The 14,489-nt window shown below is 67.1% G+C and carries 15 protein-coding genes; 8 read left to right on the top strand and 7 right to left on the bottom strand.

The annotated features are described in order from the left end of the window. Window positions 1–2: 2 nt before the first annotated feature. Complete coding sequence (locus C722_RS0100785; protein ID WP_026083554.1) at window positions 3–1,217, bottom strand: MFS transporter; 1,215 nt, start codon at window positions 1,215–1,217, stop codon at window positions 3–5. Window positions 1,218–1,295: 78 nt separating this feature from the next. Between C722_RS0100785 and C722_RS0100780 the strand changes: the two genes are divergently transcribed. Both C722_RS0100780 and C722_RS24430 read left to right on the top strand, forming a co-directional pair. Continuing rightward, window positions 1,296–1,790, top strand: coding sequence for a MarR family winged helix-turn-helix transcriptional regulator (locus C722_RS0100780; RefSeq protein WP_017638696.1), 495 nt, complete (start codon window positions 1,296–1,298; stop codon window positions 1,788–1,790). Continuing rightward, window positions 1,790–2,602: a helix-turn-helix transcriptional regulator gene (locus tag C722_RS24430; RefSeq protein WP_051226125.1), complete on the top strand. Its 813-nt coding sequence runs from the start codon at window positions 1,790–1,792 to the stop codon at window positions 2,600–2,602. Before C722_RS0100780 ends, C722_RS24430 begins: the two co-directional genes overlap by 1 nt. Here C722_RS24430 and C722_RS0100770 read toward each other — a convergent pair. Further along, window positions 2,565–3,629, bottom strand: a complete 1,065-nt coding sequence (locus C722_RS0100770; protein ID WP_017638694.1) for a 2-isopropylmalate synthase — start codon at window positions 3,627–3,629, stop codon at window positions 2,565–2,567. The two genes, C722_RS24430 and C722_RS0100770, sit on opposite strands and share 38 nt — an antisense overlap. Window positions 3,630–3,783: 154 nt before the next feature. Further along, entirely contained in the window at window positions 3,784–5,145 is a 1,362-nt protein-coding gene (locus C722_RS0100765) for an MFS transporter (protein ID WP_017638693.1), read from the bottom strand. A gap of 316 nt (window positions 5,146–5,461) precedes the next feature. On the opposite strand from C722_RS0100765, the gene C722_RS0100760 reads away from it, so the two are divergent. Together C722_RS0100760 and C722_RS0100750 are read left to right on the top strand one after the other, a co-directional pair. Continuing rightward, a complete protein-coding gene (locus tag C722_RS0100760) occupies window positions 5,462–7,549 on the top strand; it encodes a PAS domain-containing sensor histidine kinase (RefSeq protein ID WP_017638692.1) in 2,088 nt (695 codons plus the stop codon). 381 nt (window positions 7,550–7,930) lie between these two features. Further along, on the top strand, window positions 7,931–8,212 hold the full coding sequence (locus C722_RS0100750; protein ID WP_017638691.1) for a hypothetical protein: 282 nt from the start codon (window positions 7,931–7,933) through the stop codon (window positions 8,210–8,212). A 9-nt stretch (window positions 8,213–8,221) separates the two neighbouring features. Here C722_RS0100750 and C722_RS0100745 read toward each other — a convergent pair whose 3' ends face one another. After that, window positions 8,222–9,004 (bottom strand): aldolase, encoded by a 783-nt coding sequence (locus tag C722_RS0100745; RefSeq protein ID WP_017638690.1) that lies wholly within the window; start codon window positions 9,002–9,004, stop codon window positions 8,222–8,224. 176 nt (window positions 9,005–9,180) lie between these two features. Here C722_RS0100745 and C722_RS0100740 point away from each other — a divergent pair, with 176 nt between their 5' ends. Continuing rightward, a complete protein-coding gene (locus C722_RS0100740) occupies window positions 9,181–9,366 on the top strand; it encodes a hypothetical protein (RefSeq protein ID WP_017638689.1) in 186 nt (61 codons plus the stop codon). Here C722_RS0100740 and C722_RS0100735 read toward each other — a convergent pair. Beyond that, a complete protein-coding gene (locus C722_RS0100735; protein WP_017638688.1) occupies window positions 9,356–10,186 on the bottom strand; it encodes a PhzF family phenazine biosynthesis protein in 831 nt (276 codons plus the stop codon). The genes C722_RS0100740 and C722_RS0100735 overlap by 11 nt on opposite strands. Window positions 10,187–10,533: 347 nt before the next feature. Here C722_RS0100735 and C722_RS0100730 point away from each other — a divergent pair, with 347 nt between their 5' ends. Both C722_RS0100730 and C722_RS0100725 read left to right on the top strand, forming a co-directional pair. After that, window positions 10,534–11,274, top strand: a complete 741-nt coding sequence (locus C722_RS0100730; protein WP_017638687.1) for an SDR family oxidoreductase — start codon at window positions 10,534–10,536, stop codon at window positions 11,272–11,274. Window positions 11,275–11,317: 43 nt separating this feature from the next. Beyond that, window positions 11,318–12,166, top strand: a complete 849-nt coding sequence (locus C722_RS0100725; protein ID WP_017638686.1) for an ureidoglycolate lyase — start codon at window positions 11,318–11,320, stop codon at window positions 12,164–12,166. A gap of 600 nt (window positions 12,167–12,766) precedes the next feature. Here C722_RS0100725 and C722_RS26385 read toward each other — a convergent pair. Both C722_RS26385 and C722_RS0100715 read right to left on the bottom strand, forming a co-directional pair. Further along, window positions 12,767–12,904 carry a hypothetical protein gene (locus C722_RS26385; RefSeq protein WP_017638685.1) on the bottom strand — a complete coding sequence of 46 codons (138 nt, stop codon included), beginning with the start codon at window positions 12,902–12,904 and terminating at the stop codon, window positions 12,767–12,769. Window positions 12,905–12,964: 60 nt separating this feature from the next. Then, the gene (locus C722_RS0100715; RefSeq protein WP_017638684.1) at window positions 12,965–13,528 is read right to left on the bottom strand and encodes a TetR/AcrR family transcriptional regulator; all 564 of its coding nucleotides are present in this window, start codon (window positions 13,526–13,528) and stop codon (window positions 12,965–12,967) included. Window positions 13,529–13,601: 73 nt separating this feature from the next. On the opposite strand from C722_RS0100715, the gene C722_RS0100710 reads away from it, so the two are divergent. Continuing rightward, the gene (locus C722_RS0100710; protein WP_017638683.1) at window positions 13,602–14,474 is read left to right on the top strand and encodes an alpha/beta fold hydrolase; all 873 of its coding nucleotides are present in this window, start codon (window positions 13,602–13,604) and stop codon (window positions 14,472–14,474) included. Window positions 14,475–14,489 lie beyond the last annotated feature (15 nt).

Here is a 14,489-nt window from a genome sequence, read left to right as displayed (position 1 = left end):
GGCTAGGCCTGCTGGCAGCCGCGCGCCAAGACCGGCCGCGCGGGTCGGGTCAGACGCAGACCGAGGCCCATCAGCAGCACCACGCCCACCGCCATCAGCAGCCAGGCGTTGGCCAGGCTATCCAGATGGTCGCGCAGGATGCCGGCGGCCAGCGGCGCCAGGCTAGCGATCAGATAGCCACCGCCCTGGACGAAGCCGAGCAGGGCCCCGGCCTCGGCGGGATCGCGCACCTGGTCCATCGCCAGGATCAAGGACAGCGGAAACAGCGCGCCGATGCCCAGACCGAGCAGGATGGCGGTGGGCACCGCCAGTTGCAGCGGCGCCAGCGCCAGACACAGCAGTCCCACCAGCACCACGCCGAGCACGCCCAGCACCAGCGGCCGGCGATTGCGCAGCCGGGCGATGGTGGCCGACAGCAAGAGACCGGCGCTGACCTCGGCGAGGCTCACGCCGCCCAGCAGCAGACCGCTGTCGGCGGCTTGCCAGCCGAGGCCGGTGTAGTACGGCGGCAACCAGGCCAGCACCAGAGTGTAGGCCGCGGTGCCGATGCCGAAGAAGGCCAGCAACAGCCAGGCCTGGCGCTGACGCCAGGGTTGTGCGCGAGGTGCAGCATCCTGCGCCGGCGCATCCGGACGGGCCAGGGCCAGCCAGATGCCGAGCGCCAGCAGCACCGGCAGGGTCCAGAGCGCCAGACCCTGGGCCCAGCCCCACTGCTCGGCCAGGGGTGCCGCGGTGGCCGCCGCCACGGCCGCGCCGCCCATGATGCCGGTGGTGTAGAGCCCCATCAGGGTGCTGGTGCGCTGCGGATGGCAGCGGCGGATATAGGCCGGGATCAGCGCCTGTACCAGGGCGATGCCGACACCGCCCAGGGCGGCGGTGAGGATCAGCCCCAGGCCGCTCGGCTCTTCCCAACGCAAGGCATTGGCCAGGGCCAGCAGCAGCAGGCCGAGGGCGATGCCGCGGCGCTCACCGAGCCAGACCTGTAAGCGCGCGCCACCCAGGGCGCAGAGCCCCATGGCGGCGATGGGCAGGGTGGTCAGCGCCCCGGCGCCACTGCCTTCCAGGCCGGTCGCGGCCTGGATGCCATCCAGCAGCGGACCGATAGCGGCCAGGATGGGCCGTAGATTGAGGCCGACCAGCAGCACCAAGAACACGGCGAGGAAGGCATCCTGGCGCGGTGCGGGCGTGGTCGGGGATGATGATGACGCGGAAAGCATGGACAATCTCCAAAGTGACGCGGTATTTCTCTTGACGAGAAGTATCTTAACATCAAGATATATTCCCGAGGTAAGCCGATGGCCGATCGCGCCGAATTCGCCGTAGACCAGTGGCACCGCGAGCGCCCCGATCTGGATCCCCTGCCCATGCGCCTGGTGGGTCGGCTGGGTGAGGTGGCCCAGATGCTCAGTCGCGATGTCCTGCAGCCCTTCTTCGACGAACACCGGCTGCACTATGGCGAATTCGACGTCCTGGCGACCCTGAGGCGCGCCGGCGAACCCTATGCCCTGAGCCCGACGGTGCTCTATGAATCGGCCATGATCTCCTCGGGCGGCATGACCAATCGCCTCGACCGCCTGGAGCGCGCCGGCCTGATCGAGCGGCGCAAGAATCCCGAGGATCGCCGCAGTACCCTGGTCGCCCTTACCGCCGCGGGCTTCGCCCTGATCGACGGGCTGATGGCCGCCCACGTCGACAACGAACGCCGCGCCCTGGCCACCCTCAGCGAGGCCGAGCAGCAGCAGCTGGATGCCCTGCTGGGCAAGTGGCTGGCCGGCCGCGCACCCTGCTGATGACCAGGCTCATCGACTTCAGCTCATGCAACGGCCTGCACGCCGTGGCCCAGGACTACGCCCATGGCGAACGGGTGCCGCCCCATCGCCATCGCCAGGCGCAGCTGATCCATGCGCTCTGCGGCGTGGTCATCGTCAATACCGCCCAGGGCCGTTGGGTGGTGCCACCCGGACGGGGGGTCTGGGTGCCCGCCGGCGAAGAGCACGACCTGCACCTGCTGGGCCGGGTCGAGGTGCGCACCCTGTTCGTCGATCCTGGGGTGCGCGCCGAGCTGCCGACGCGCTGCCAGTTGATCGCCGTCTCGCCGCTACTGCGGGAACTCATCCTCGCCGCCCTACCCTTGCCGGTCGACAGGCCAGCCGAGGGCCGCGCCCGGCATATCCTGCAGCTGATGCTCGACGAACTGCAGGGCTCGCCCACCGCCGGGCTGCACCTGCCCTGGCCGGTGGATGCCACGCTCGCCGACCTCTGCCGCCACCTGCGCCAGCACCCAGGCGAACGCTGGACGCTGACCCGGGCCGCCAAGCGGCTGGCGGTCAGCGAACGCACCCTGAGCCGGCTGTTTCTCAAGGAGACCGGCCTGAGTTTCGGGCAGTGGCTGCAGCGGGCGCGACTGGATTCCAGTCTCACCTCGCTGGCCGCCGGCCATGCCATCGTCGACGTGGCCCTGGACCACGGCTATGCCAGTCCCAGCGCCTTCGCCACCCGCTTCCGCCAGGTGCTGGGCGTGTCGCCCTCGGCCTATCGGGGCCAGACGGAACTGCCCGCCGGCCCTAGCCCGCCACCCGGCCCAGCTCGGCTGGATCGATGAGCCCCAGGGCCGCGCGCTGCGCCGAGCTGGCGGCCAGGGCCAGACGACCGCCATAGGGATGGCGCGGGTGGATCGTCAGCTGGTTGCAGGCTTCCACCACGCTGGCCACCTCTTCCAGGCGGGAGAAGTCGATCCCCGGCGCGATGCCCTGGCTGTAGAGATTCAGCGCCAGGGTCACCAGGTCCACGTTGCCGGTGCGCTCGCCATTGCCGAACAGGCAGCCTTCCACCCGCGTCGCCCCGGCCAGCTGGGCCAGTTCGGCGCAGGCGACCCCGGTGCCCCGGTCATTGTGCGGATGGACGCTGATGGTCACATGGGGCGCCGGCCCCAGGCCGCGGATGAAACCCTCGATCTGATCGGCATAGACGTTGGGGGTGGCCACCTCCACCGTCGCCGGCAGATTGAGGATCAGCGGGCGCTCCGCCGACGGTTGCCAGGCCTCGCGGACCGCCTGGCAGATCTCCAGGGCGAAGTCCGCCTCGGTGAAACAGAAGGTCTCCGGTGAATATTGGTAGGTCCAGGCCGTTTCCGGCTGGGCATCGCACCGGGCGCGCACGCGTTGGGTCCCGGCGACCGCCATGGCCAGGGTGGCGGCGCGATCCTGGTCGAACACCACCCGACGGAACAGCGGCGCGGTGGCGTTGTAGAGATGCACGATGGCCCGGGGTACGCCCACCAGGGCCGCGAAGGTGCGGTCGATCAGCTCATGGCGCGCTGGCGTCATCACCTGCAGCCAGAGATCGTCCGGCAGCCCGTCCGCCGTGACCAGTTCGCGCACGAAGGCGAAATCGGTTTGGGACGCCGCCGGAAAGGCCACCTCGATTTCCCGGTAACCCACTGCCAGCAGCAAGGCGAAGAAGCGCCGCTTGCGTTCCAGTCCCATGGGCTCGATCAGCGCCTGGTTACCGTCGCGCAGATCGGTGGAGCACCAGCGCGGCGCCTCGGTCAGTTGACGGCCCGGCCATTGGCGATCGGGCAGGTGGGGCGCGGCGAAGGCTTGGTACTTGGTCTGGGGTTGCTTGAGCATGGGAGACTCCAGGGCTAGGCCCCAGAGTCTGACCGGCCACCCTGGCCGCTGCGCTCGCGAGCAGGACAGCGCCCTGCGCGATCCGGACAGCCACCGGCATGAAAAAAGCCGCCGGGGATGACCCGGCGGCTGTGTGTGCCTCGGACGCTAACGATCAGTCTACCGAGATGCGCTCCAGCGGCACCGGCTTGAGGCGCGGCGTGAGCACATGGATGACCACGATGGCCACCAGGTAGGCGCTGCCGGCCACGATGAAGATCGGCTGGTAGGACTTGAAGATCTCCAGGATGTAGCCGTTGTAGGTGGTCATCAGCATGCCGCCGATGGCGCCGGCGGTACCGCCGATGCCGATCACCGAGGCCACGGCTTCCTTGGGGAAGAGATCCGACGGCAGGGTCATCAGGTTGGCCGACCAGGCCTGGTGGGCCGCGGCGGCGAGGCCGATGATGCCCACCACCAGCCACAGGCTGGAGACGAATTGGGCAGTGACGATGGGGATGACCGCCAGGGCGCAGAGCAGCATGGTGGTCTTGCGCGCCAGGTTGGCGCTGCGACCGAGCTTCATCTGCTTGGAGGAGCCCCAGCCGCCCATCACCGAGCCGATATCGGCGAGGATGTAGATGGCGATCAGCGGCGGACCGAAGGATTTCAGATTCAGGCCATAGGTCTTGCCGAGGAAGTCCGGCAGCCAGAACAGGTACAGCCACCAGATCGGATCGGTGAGGAACTTGCCAGCGGCATAGGCCCAGGTCTCACGGAAGGTCAGCAGCTTGAACCAGGAGATCTTGGTCTCGACGGCCGGCTTGGCCGATACCGGGGAGCCGTCGTCGGCCTGGATGTAGGCCAGCTCTTCGCGACTCACCTTGGGGTGCTCGTGGGGACGGCGATAGATCAGCAGCCAGGCGATCAGCCACAGGGCGGTGACCAGGCCGATGGAGATGAAGGCCGCACGCCAGCCCCAGGCCAGGGTGATGGCCGGCACCAGCAAAGGTGTGATGATAGGCCCCATGGCGGTGCCGGCATTGAACAATCCGGTGGCCTGGGCGCGTTCCTTTTGCGGAAACCATTCCGAGACCGCCTTGAGGCTGGCCGGAAAGCTGCCGGACTCGCCGAACCCGAGGGTGAAGCGCACCAGCACGAAGTGGGTGACGGTGTGGGCGATGCCGTGGCCGATGCTGGCGATGGTCCAGATGGTGAAGGCCAGGGCGTAGCCGATGCGCACCCCGACCTTGTCGATGATGCGGCCAAAGGTCAGGAAGCCGATGGCATAGGCACACTGGAACCAGAACACGATCTTGGCGTAGTCGGTCTCCGTCCAGCCCAGGTCCGCCTGCAGCGTGGGCTTGAGGATGCCGATCATCTGGCGGTCGATGTAGTTGATGCCGATGGCGACGAACAGCAGGGCGCAGATCAGCCAGCGATAGCGGGTGAAACGAGAGGTTTGTGAGGTAGCGGCGACGGGCGTGTCCTGCGGCCGCAGGGCGGACTCCGTCTCGGGAGTGACCTGGATAGTCATTGAATGGGCTTCCTGACTTGTTGTTATTGACCGGGGTGAACCGGGGTCGTTGGAAAGCTGTTACCAGATATTCATATGACATCGTATGAGTGACTTTCAAAGGTGTCAATCCACCCAAAGCAGAGTGGTCAGCCATCTCGTCTGGGGGTAAACACCCTGCCCGACCCCGTCCTCCCTGCGCCTCGAATGAGCGCGGGCAGGCGAGAAATACAGGGGCGAAGGATCTGTGACGCGCCTGGCACTTTCGCGCCCGCGGACGTCTAATGCCCCATCTTTGAAGCGAAGCCGTCGCCTCATCTTTTCTGCCGAGCCTGCCGTGTCCTTCGCCGATACCCCCTCCCTGCTGGCGCGCCTCGCCGAGCTGGAGCAGAGCAATCGTCACCTGCGTCAGCAGCTGGACGCGTGCGCGGCGCCCCGGGAAGGCGCCGCCACCTTGGCCAGCGAGCGCTATCAGTTCCTGTTCAATGCCATGGACGAGGGCTTCTGCGTCATCGAATTCATCGACGGCCCCCATGGACCGCTGAGCGACTATGTCCATGTCGAGGCCAATCCAGCCTATACCGCCCATGCCGGCATCCCCGACGTGGTCGGCCAGAAGCTGCGCGACATGGTCGGCGACGAGGCTCAGGCCTGGCTCGATCGCTACGGCCATGTGCTGCGGACCGGCGAAGCCATCCGCTTCGAGCAGGAGTTGGTGGCCACCGGTCGCTATCTGGACGTCACCGCCTTTCGCATCGAGCCGGCCAGTCGCCGGCAGGTCGCGGTGCTGTTCCAGGACATCACCCCGCGCAAGCGGGCCGAAGCGGCTCTGCGGCAACTCAACGAGACCCTCGAAGAACGGGTACAGGCCGCCCTGGCGGCCAATCGCATCCTGGCCAACGTGGTGGATGGCGCCGCCGCCCTGATCCAGGTGCTGGATTTCGATTTCCGCTGGCTGGCGATCAACGGCTCCGGCGCCGATGTCTTCGAGCAGGAGATCGGGGTCCGGCCGCGCATCGGCGATTCCTTCAGCGAAAGCCTCAGGCAGCGGCCCGAATTGCGCGACGGCATCCTCGCCCACTGGCGCCGCGCCTTTGCCGGCGAGACCTTCAGCGAGATCATCTCGCTGGGCGAAGGGCCGGGCCGGCGCCATTACGAACTGCAATTCAGCCCGCTGCACGATGCCGAAGGACGCTCCATCGGTGCCTATCAATTCGCCTACGACGTGACCGAGCGCCTTGAAGAACAACAGCGCATCCAGGTCATGGAAGAGGCCCTGCGCCAGTCGCAGAAGATGGAGGCCGTCGGCCAGCTCACCGGCGGCATCGCCCATGACTTCAACAACCTGCTGACCGGCGTCCTCGGCTCGCTGGAGATGCTCGACCTGCGTCTGCGCCAGGGCCGGCTGCAGGACCTGGATCGCTACACCGGCACCGCCCGCAGCGCCGCCCAGCGCGCCGCCGCCCTGACCCACCGGCTGCTGGCCTTTTCCCGGCGCCAGACCCTGGATCCGCAACCGGTGGCGCTGGAACGACTGGTGATCGGTCTGGAAGACCTCATCCAGCGCAGCATCGGCCCGCAGATCGCCCTGGAGCGCGAAGCCGATCCCCAGCTGTGGCTGACGCACATCGACGCCTCCCAGTTGGAAAACGCCCTGCTCAACCTCTGCCTCAATGCCCGTGACGCCATGCCGGACGGCGGTCGCATCCGCATCGTCCTGGGCAATGAGTGTCTCGACGAAGCCCAGGCCGAGCACCAGGCGCTGCCCCCGGGCGACTTCGTGCGCCTGAGCGTGGGCGATACCGGCAGCGGCATGAGCGACGAGGTCCTCGCGCGGGTGTTCGATCCCTTCTTTACCACCAAGCCCCTCGGCCAGGGCACCGGACTGGGGCTCTCCATGGTGCATGGTTTCGTGCTGCAATCGGGGGGCGAGATCCGCATCGACTCCGCCCCCGGCGCGGGCACCTGGGTACACCTCTATCTGCCGCGCCATGGCCTGGCGCCGGTGATCAGCCCCCCGGTCCATCCCGAGCCCGAACCCAACCTGCCCGGCCAGGGCGAGACCATCCTGGTGGTCGACGACGAACCGACCATCCGTACCCTGCTGGTGGACGCCATGACCGCCCAGGGCTACCGGGTGCTGGAAGCGGCCGATGCCGTTACCGCCCTGGCGCTGCTCCCGCCCGACAGCCATCTGGATCTGCTAGTCACCGACGTCGGCCTGCCTGGCGCGCTCAACGGTCGCCAACTGGCCGATGCCTTGCGCGGCCTGCAGCCGCAGCTGCCGGTGCTGTTCATCACCGGCTATGCCGAGGCCAATGTCATAGGTGCCGGGGATCTCGAGGCGGGCATGCGGGTGCTGACCAAGCCCTTCACCCTGGATACGCTGGAGCGACGCATCCAGTTACTGCTCGACGAACGCTGAACCCAGCCTGAGCGATTACGAATGATGGCTTTTTGCTACTATTCGCCATCACTTTTTTCAGTGCCCTCTGTTGTCGAGAAGCCTATGGACAAGCGCTCTCTGGTTCACCTGTTGCTGATCTTTACCCTGATCGCCTGCATGGCCCTGCTGGCCTCGTTGATTCGCTAATCACGTTAAGCCAGCCATAAGCCGGACGATGGCAAGCTATACCTCGTGCCGAAAGGCATCGTAGAAGCTGACATCTGCGCTTTCAGCCCGGGAGGATCCCGGGCTTTTTTTCGCGTCGACAAAATGCGCAACAGTCCACGGGTCCGCGCTTTGCCACTGCAGCGACATTCGCCGGCCCTGGCATCATGAGGCTCTCGTCCAGGAGGGACAGCCATGATCACCAGGATGCCGTCAGCCACCGCCTCGTCGCTCGCCTTCGATGTCTGCCCCCTCGGCGCGGAGGCCCCGTCCCTGTCCATCGAGATGCTCCGGCAGGGCTTTCTGGCCCTGGATCATCATGGACAGCTCGACCTGAGCCGCACGATCAAGCGCCAGTTGCGCGAGCGCCTGGTCGAGCAGCTGGATGCCCAGCTGCCCAGTGTCGTAATCGACTCCCTGGACCGCTCTACCCCTCAGCCTCAGGCCGTGCCCCAGCGCCGCCTCCGCGGCGGCTGACCGCCCCGCTCAGTCCCGATAATCCGGCTCCAACCGCATGAGCTGACGCTTCACGCTGTCCAGGTGCAGGCGCGCGCTGTCGGCATTGCCCTGCAGCATCTGCTGGCAGGCGGCGTGGGCGATGGCTGGCGCCACCGGTTTGAGTGGTCGGCCGCTGGCCATGGCCTTGAGTTGCACCTCGGCGGCGCGCTCCAGGTAGTAGAGATCGTCCCAGGCCTCGGCGATGCTCGGTCCCAGCACCAGGGGTCCGTGATTCTTCAGCATGACCACCGCCGCGTCACCCGCCGCCCGGGCGATGCGTTCGCCTTCGGCCGCGTCCAGCGCCAGGCCGTTGTAGTCCTCGTCCACGCTCAGGCGGTCATAGAACTTCAGCGCGGTCTGCCCGGCCCAGACGAAGGGGTCGCCTTCCAGCAGGCAGAGCGCCGTGGCGTGGGGCATATGGGTGTGGAAAGCCGCCCGCGCGCCCGGATTGAGCCGATGCAGCTGGGCGTGGATATGGAAGGCGGTGGCTTCGGGCGCGCCTTCGCCCATGACCACGCCGCCGTCGAAGTCGCAGATCAGCAGCGAGGAGGCGGTCACCTCGGCGAAGGCCAGCCCATAGGGATTGACCATGAAGAGCTCGTCGTGGCCCGGCACCACGAAGGAAAAGTGATTGCAGATGCCCTCGCCCAGCCCCAGGCGGGCGGCCATACGAAAGCAGGCGGCAAGATCGATGCGCGCCTGGCGGATGGCTGGGGTATTCAGATCAAGCTGATGGGCAGTGGCGTCGGTACTCTCGAAGGCGTGGGCCATGGGTTGCTCCTTGGGAAGAGGCCGGAACGCTGCACAAAGGATGCCGCTCCCTGCCATGGGGCTATCATCATGAAGATTCAGCCGTCTCTTGTTATATATCTGCTGTCTTCGCTTCCGTAGAGAGCCCTGGCCCACCTGCTGCCCCTGGAGATCCCAGCCAAGGGGCAACTGGTCGGGTGCTTGGCGAGAGTCTGGAGGTCGACAAGCGGGGCAAGGCCAGCCACCAGGTGCAGCGTGCCGCACCGGTGGCGGGCGGGCTGGTCATCGAACTCAAGACCCAGAACGTCGGCGATACCCGCTACTTCGGCGCCGTCGGCTTCAAGGGACGCTTGGTCGGGCTCGGATCCGCGGTTAGAGGGTAAGGGTACCGCGGATGCAATCCTGCACCGCACCGCCCACCCAGATGCGGTCGGCGATGCGGGCCACCCGCACCCGACCACGGCGACCCATGGCCGTCCCCTGGCTGGCCAGGTAGCGCTCCGGGGCCAGGCCCGCCGGGATCAGCCACTGCGCCAGACTGGCGTTGAGGCTGCCGGTGACCGGGTCTTCGGCGAATTCCTCGCCCATTAGGGCGCGCACCTCGAACTGCGCCTCGGCAGCGCTGCCCGTCCAGGGTGCGATCAGGCCGACGTTGAGGCCTTCCAGCGCCGCATAGTCCGGGCGGATCGCCAGTAGTTCCTCGCGACTCTCCAGCAGCACCGCGACCCAACCAGGGCCATTGTCGGCCCATTGGCTGGCCTGGATGCGTGCGGGCGAAAGGCCGGTGCCACGGGCGATGCACGCCAGCACCTCGGGCGCCACCGGCCCGCCCCGCAGCAGTGGCGGCGCGGCGAAGGCCAGCTCGTCCCCGGCGGCGCGGATAGGCACCAGGCCCGCGCCGCATTCCTGGATCACCTCGCCGCCGCGCGGCTGGCCGCCCTCGCGCAACCAGACATGACAGCTGCCCAGGGTCGGATGGCCGGCGAAGGGCAGTTCGCGGACCGGGGTGAAGATGCGCACCCGGTAGTCCGCGGCTGGATCTGTGGGTTCGAGGAGAAAGGTGGTCTCCGACAGATTGGTCCAGCGCGCCAGGGCGGCCATCTGCTCGGTGGAAAGTTGATCGGCACCGCAGACCACCGCCAGGGCATTGCCCTCCAGGGGGTGCTGGGCGAAGACATCGACCTGATGGAAAACGAGGGACATGGCGGCAGGCTCTTGGGGCAAAGAGTCGATTGTCACCGGTGGAGCCCAGGCCGGACCAGCCACAGCCAAGCCGCGAAAGGTCCGTACAGATGGGTGTCGGAAGAGAAGCTGCCCGGCAGCTACTTGGCGGCGGTGAGAACGCGGAGTCGGACAGCGATCTATCGTTGGAACCTGACCTTTCCGATCACCGAAAGGGGTACTGCCGCCTCGTTCAGGTCGCGCATTGTGTCGCGAAAAAATCCTTGCCTGTGAACCTGACGGGGTCTAAACAATACGACCGACGGCCTGACCCATGACCATTGGCGGTCAGGCGATCCATAACAAAAGCCAGCCAAGAGGTCTCCCGCATGAGTCATGCAGGCAAACGCGTTCTGGTCACCGCCGCCGGCCAGGGGATCGGTCGGGCCACCGCCCTCGCCTTCCATCGCGCCGGTGCCGAGGTCATCGCCACCGACATCAATGCCGCCGCCCTGGACAGCCTGGATGGCCTGCAGACCCGGGTGCTCGACGTCACCGATGCCGCGGCCGTGTCGGCTCTGGTCGCCGAGCTGGGCAGCTTCGACGTCTTGTTCAACTGCGCCGGCTACGTCCATGCCGGCAGCATCCTCGATTGCGACGAAGAGGCCTGGCGCTTCTCCTTCGAACTCAACGCCACCGCCATGTACCGGATGATCCGCGCCGTGCTACCCGGCATGCTGGCCCAGGGCGGCGGCTGCATCATCAACATGGCTTCGATCGCCTCCAGCCTGAAGGGCGTGGCCAATCGTTGCGCCTATGGCGCCAGCAAGGCGGCGGTGATCGGTCTGACCAAGTCGGTGGCCGCCGACTATGTCGGCCAGGGCATCCGCTGCAACGCCATCTGCCCCGGCACCGTGGACTCTCCCTCGCTGCACCAGCGCATCGCCGACCAGGCCGCCCGCGAAGGCCGCAGCGAAGCCGAGGTTCAGGCCGCCTTCGCCGCCCGCCAGCCGATGGGTCGCGTGGGCCGCCCGGAAGAGATCGCCGCCCTCGCCCTGTATCTTGCGTCCGACGCCGCCGCCTTCGTCACCGGGACCGCCCAGGTGATCGATGGCGGCTGGAGCGTCTGACGCCGTTTTTCGTCCGCACCCTTTTCCCCTCATAGGAGCTCCGATGAAACTCTTGCGCTACGGCCCCCAGGGCCAGGAAAAACCCGGTCTGCTGGATGCCCAGGGCCGGCTTCGCGATCTCTCCGGCCAGGTGGCCGATCTCGCTGGCGAGGCGCTCGGCGCCGAGTCCCTGGCCCGGCTGCGTCAGCTGGACCCGAACAGTCTGCCGCTGGTGGACGGCTCACCGCGCCTGGGCCCCTGCGTGGGTCGGGTCGGCAAGTTCATCTGCATCGGCCTCAACTACGCCGATCACGCCGCCGAATCCGGGCTGGACGTGCCCAAGGAGCCGGTGGTGTTCAACAAGTGGACCAGCGCCATCTGCGGCCCCAACGACGCCGTGCAGATACCCCGCGACTCGACCAAGACCGACTGGGAAGTGGAGCTGGGCGTGGTGATCGGCAAGGCCGGACGCTACATCGACGAGGCCAATGCCCTGGATCACGTGGCCGGCTATTGCGTGGTCAACGACGTCTCCGAGCGCGAGTGGCAGATCGAGCGCGGTGGTACCTGGGACAAGGGCAAGGGCTTCGACACCTTTGGCCCGCTCGGCCCCTGGCTGGTCACCGCCGACGAAGTGGCCGACCCGCAGAACCTCGACCTCTGGCTGGAGGTGGACGGCCACCGCTACCAGAACGGCAACACCCGCACCATGATCTTCACGGTGGCGCAGATCATTGCCTACCTCAGCCGCTGCATGAGCCTGCAGCCGGGTGACGTCATCTCCACCGGTACCCCGCCGGGCGTGGGCATGGGCGTCAAGCCGCAGTCGGTGTACCTCAAGCCCGGCCAGGAAATGCGCCTGGGCATCCAGGGCCTGGGCGAGCAGCACCAGCGCACCGTCGCCGCCGACTGAAAGCTCCCTTCATCCGCGTTGACATCGCCGTGCCCGTTTTGAACGGGCACGGGGGTGAGGAAATGGTCATGCCGATGAAGAGCACGCGTGGAGTAATCAGAGAATCTCACTACGTGGAAAACGCTGCGCAGTTTTCCACCCTACGCCAGACTAAACGTAGGTTGGCGCTGAGCGCAGCGAAGCCCAACAAAGGGTGAGCACCCTCACCCCAGCCCTCTCCCAGAGGGAGAGGGGGCGGCTCCGTGGATAGCCTTTAGGTTTGGCGTTAGCCGAGCGCAGCAATGCGTGGAAAACGCCCTACGGTTTTCCACCCTACGCCAGACTAAACGTAGGTTGGCGCTGAGCGCAGCGAAGCCCAACAGAGGGCGGCTACCCTCACCCCAACCCTCTCCCAGAGGGAGAGGGGGCGGTTCAATAGATAGCGGTCAGGTTTGGTGCTAGCCAAGAGCAGCGATGCGTGGAAAACGCCCTGCGGTTTTCTACCCTACGCCAGACGTAGGTTGGCGATGAGCGCAGCGAAGCCCAACGAGGGGCCGGCATCGTGGCACCTCGTAGCGTGGACAACGGCGCAGCCTTGTCCAGGCGCCAAACACCAGTCCGCTACCGCTTGGGACTCAAGGGACTGTCGTCCAGGTCCTCGCGCTCTTCGGCGGTGGTGGTGTCCGCCGAATCCGGCACATCGCCGTATTCGTCGTAGTCGTGGGGGGTCTGCTTGTCGTCCGCGGGTTCGGGATTCATGAGGTACTCCAATAAAAGAAGTGCCTTCGGTGGAGTCCGCCAGTCCCGGTGGCGTTCCCGCTAGACCAGCGCCACCAGACGTTCGGCGACCCGGTCGAAGGGTTCAATGCAGCGCTGCGCACGACACAGCGGAATCACCCCCTGCACCGCCGCTACCAGCAGCGTGGCCAGCCCCGTGGCCGCCTCGGCCGAATGCCCATGCTCGACCAACGCCACCTGCAAGCGCGCCTCCCAACGGCGATAGATGCCCGCCGCCGCGTCCAGCTCGCGCTGGGCGATCTCGTCCACCGGCTCTTCCACCGCCACCGCCATCACCGGGCAGCCGACGCGAAAATCCGAGTCCAGCAGGATGTCACGCCAGAGCCTTAGGAAGCCCTGGATCCCCGCCAGGGCCCCGGCCTGCAGCTGCCGCTCCAGATCGCGACTGACCTGGGCACCGGCTAGCTCCACCGCCTCCACCACCAGCTGGTGCTTGCCGCCAGGGAAGTGATGATAGGTGGACCCCAGCGGCGCCTCGGCGCGCTTGATGGTCTCGCGGATGCTGGTGGCATTGAGACCGTGCTGCGCCAGCATGGCCGACGCGGCCACCACTACCCGTTCCCGCACCGTCGACTGCTCGGTCATTCATTCTCCTTGCTATGACAGTCGTCATAATCTACCGTCCAGGCATTATAACAACTGTCATAGGGACCACCCCATGCCCAGCGACGCCCTCGTCGAGGACCTGATCACCGCGGACGGTTATCGCCTCAGCACCAGTCGCTATCCCGCCCAGGAGCCGCTGCAAGGACGGCTGATCGTCGCCGGCGCCACCGCCGTGCCCCAGGGCTTCTACCGCCGCTTCGCCCAGCACGCCGCGGCCCGCGGTTTCGAGACCCTGACCCTGGACTATCGCGGCGTCGGCCGCTCGGCACCGGCCTCGCTCAAGGGCTTTCGCATGGACCTGCTGGACTGGGCGCGCCAGGACCTCGCCGCCGCCGTGGACGCCATGGCCCAGGGCGACGTCCCTCTCTACCTGGTCGGCCACTCCTATGGCGGCCATGCCTTCGGCCTGCTGCCCAATCACGCCAAGGTCGCCGGCTTCTACGTCTTCGGCACCAGCGCCGGCTGGCACGGCTACATGCCGCCGCTCGAACGCCTCAAGGTGCTGGGCATGTGGAAGCTGGTCTTGCCGGTGCTGACCTGGTGGAAAGGCTATTGCCCTTGGAGCGCCCTGGGCCTGGGCGAAGACCTGCCGCGCGACGTCTATCGCCAGTGGCGTCACTGGTGCAGCTACCCCCACTACTTCTTCGACGACCCGGCCATGCGAGGCATCGAGGCCGGCTATGCCGAGGTGCGCACCCCCATCGTCGCGGTCAACGCCCTGGACGACCTCTGGGCCACGCCGCGCTCGCGCGATGCCTTCATGCAGGCCTATCGCAACGTCGACCTGCAGCGCGAAGACCTCGACCCCCGCCAGCACGGCGGCGCCATCGGCCACATGGGTTACTTCCGCGCCAGCGCCCAGCCCCTGTGGGACCGCGCCCTGGACTGGTTCGCCGCCCTGCCCCGCTCACCGGGTCTGAGCTGAGTCCCAAACAGGCCG

This window comes from Pseudomonas sp. 313, from assembly GCF_000316965.1.
GTDB lineage: Bacteria > Pseudomonadota > Gammaproteobacteria > Pseudomonadales > Pseudomonadaceae > Chryseomonas > Chryseomonas benzopyrenica.
The sequence above is the reverse complement of the archived record's forward strand: the minus strand, read 5'-3'. Positions and strand labels throughout refer to the sequence as shown.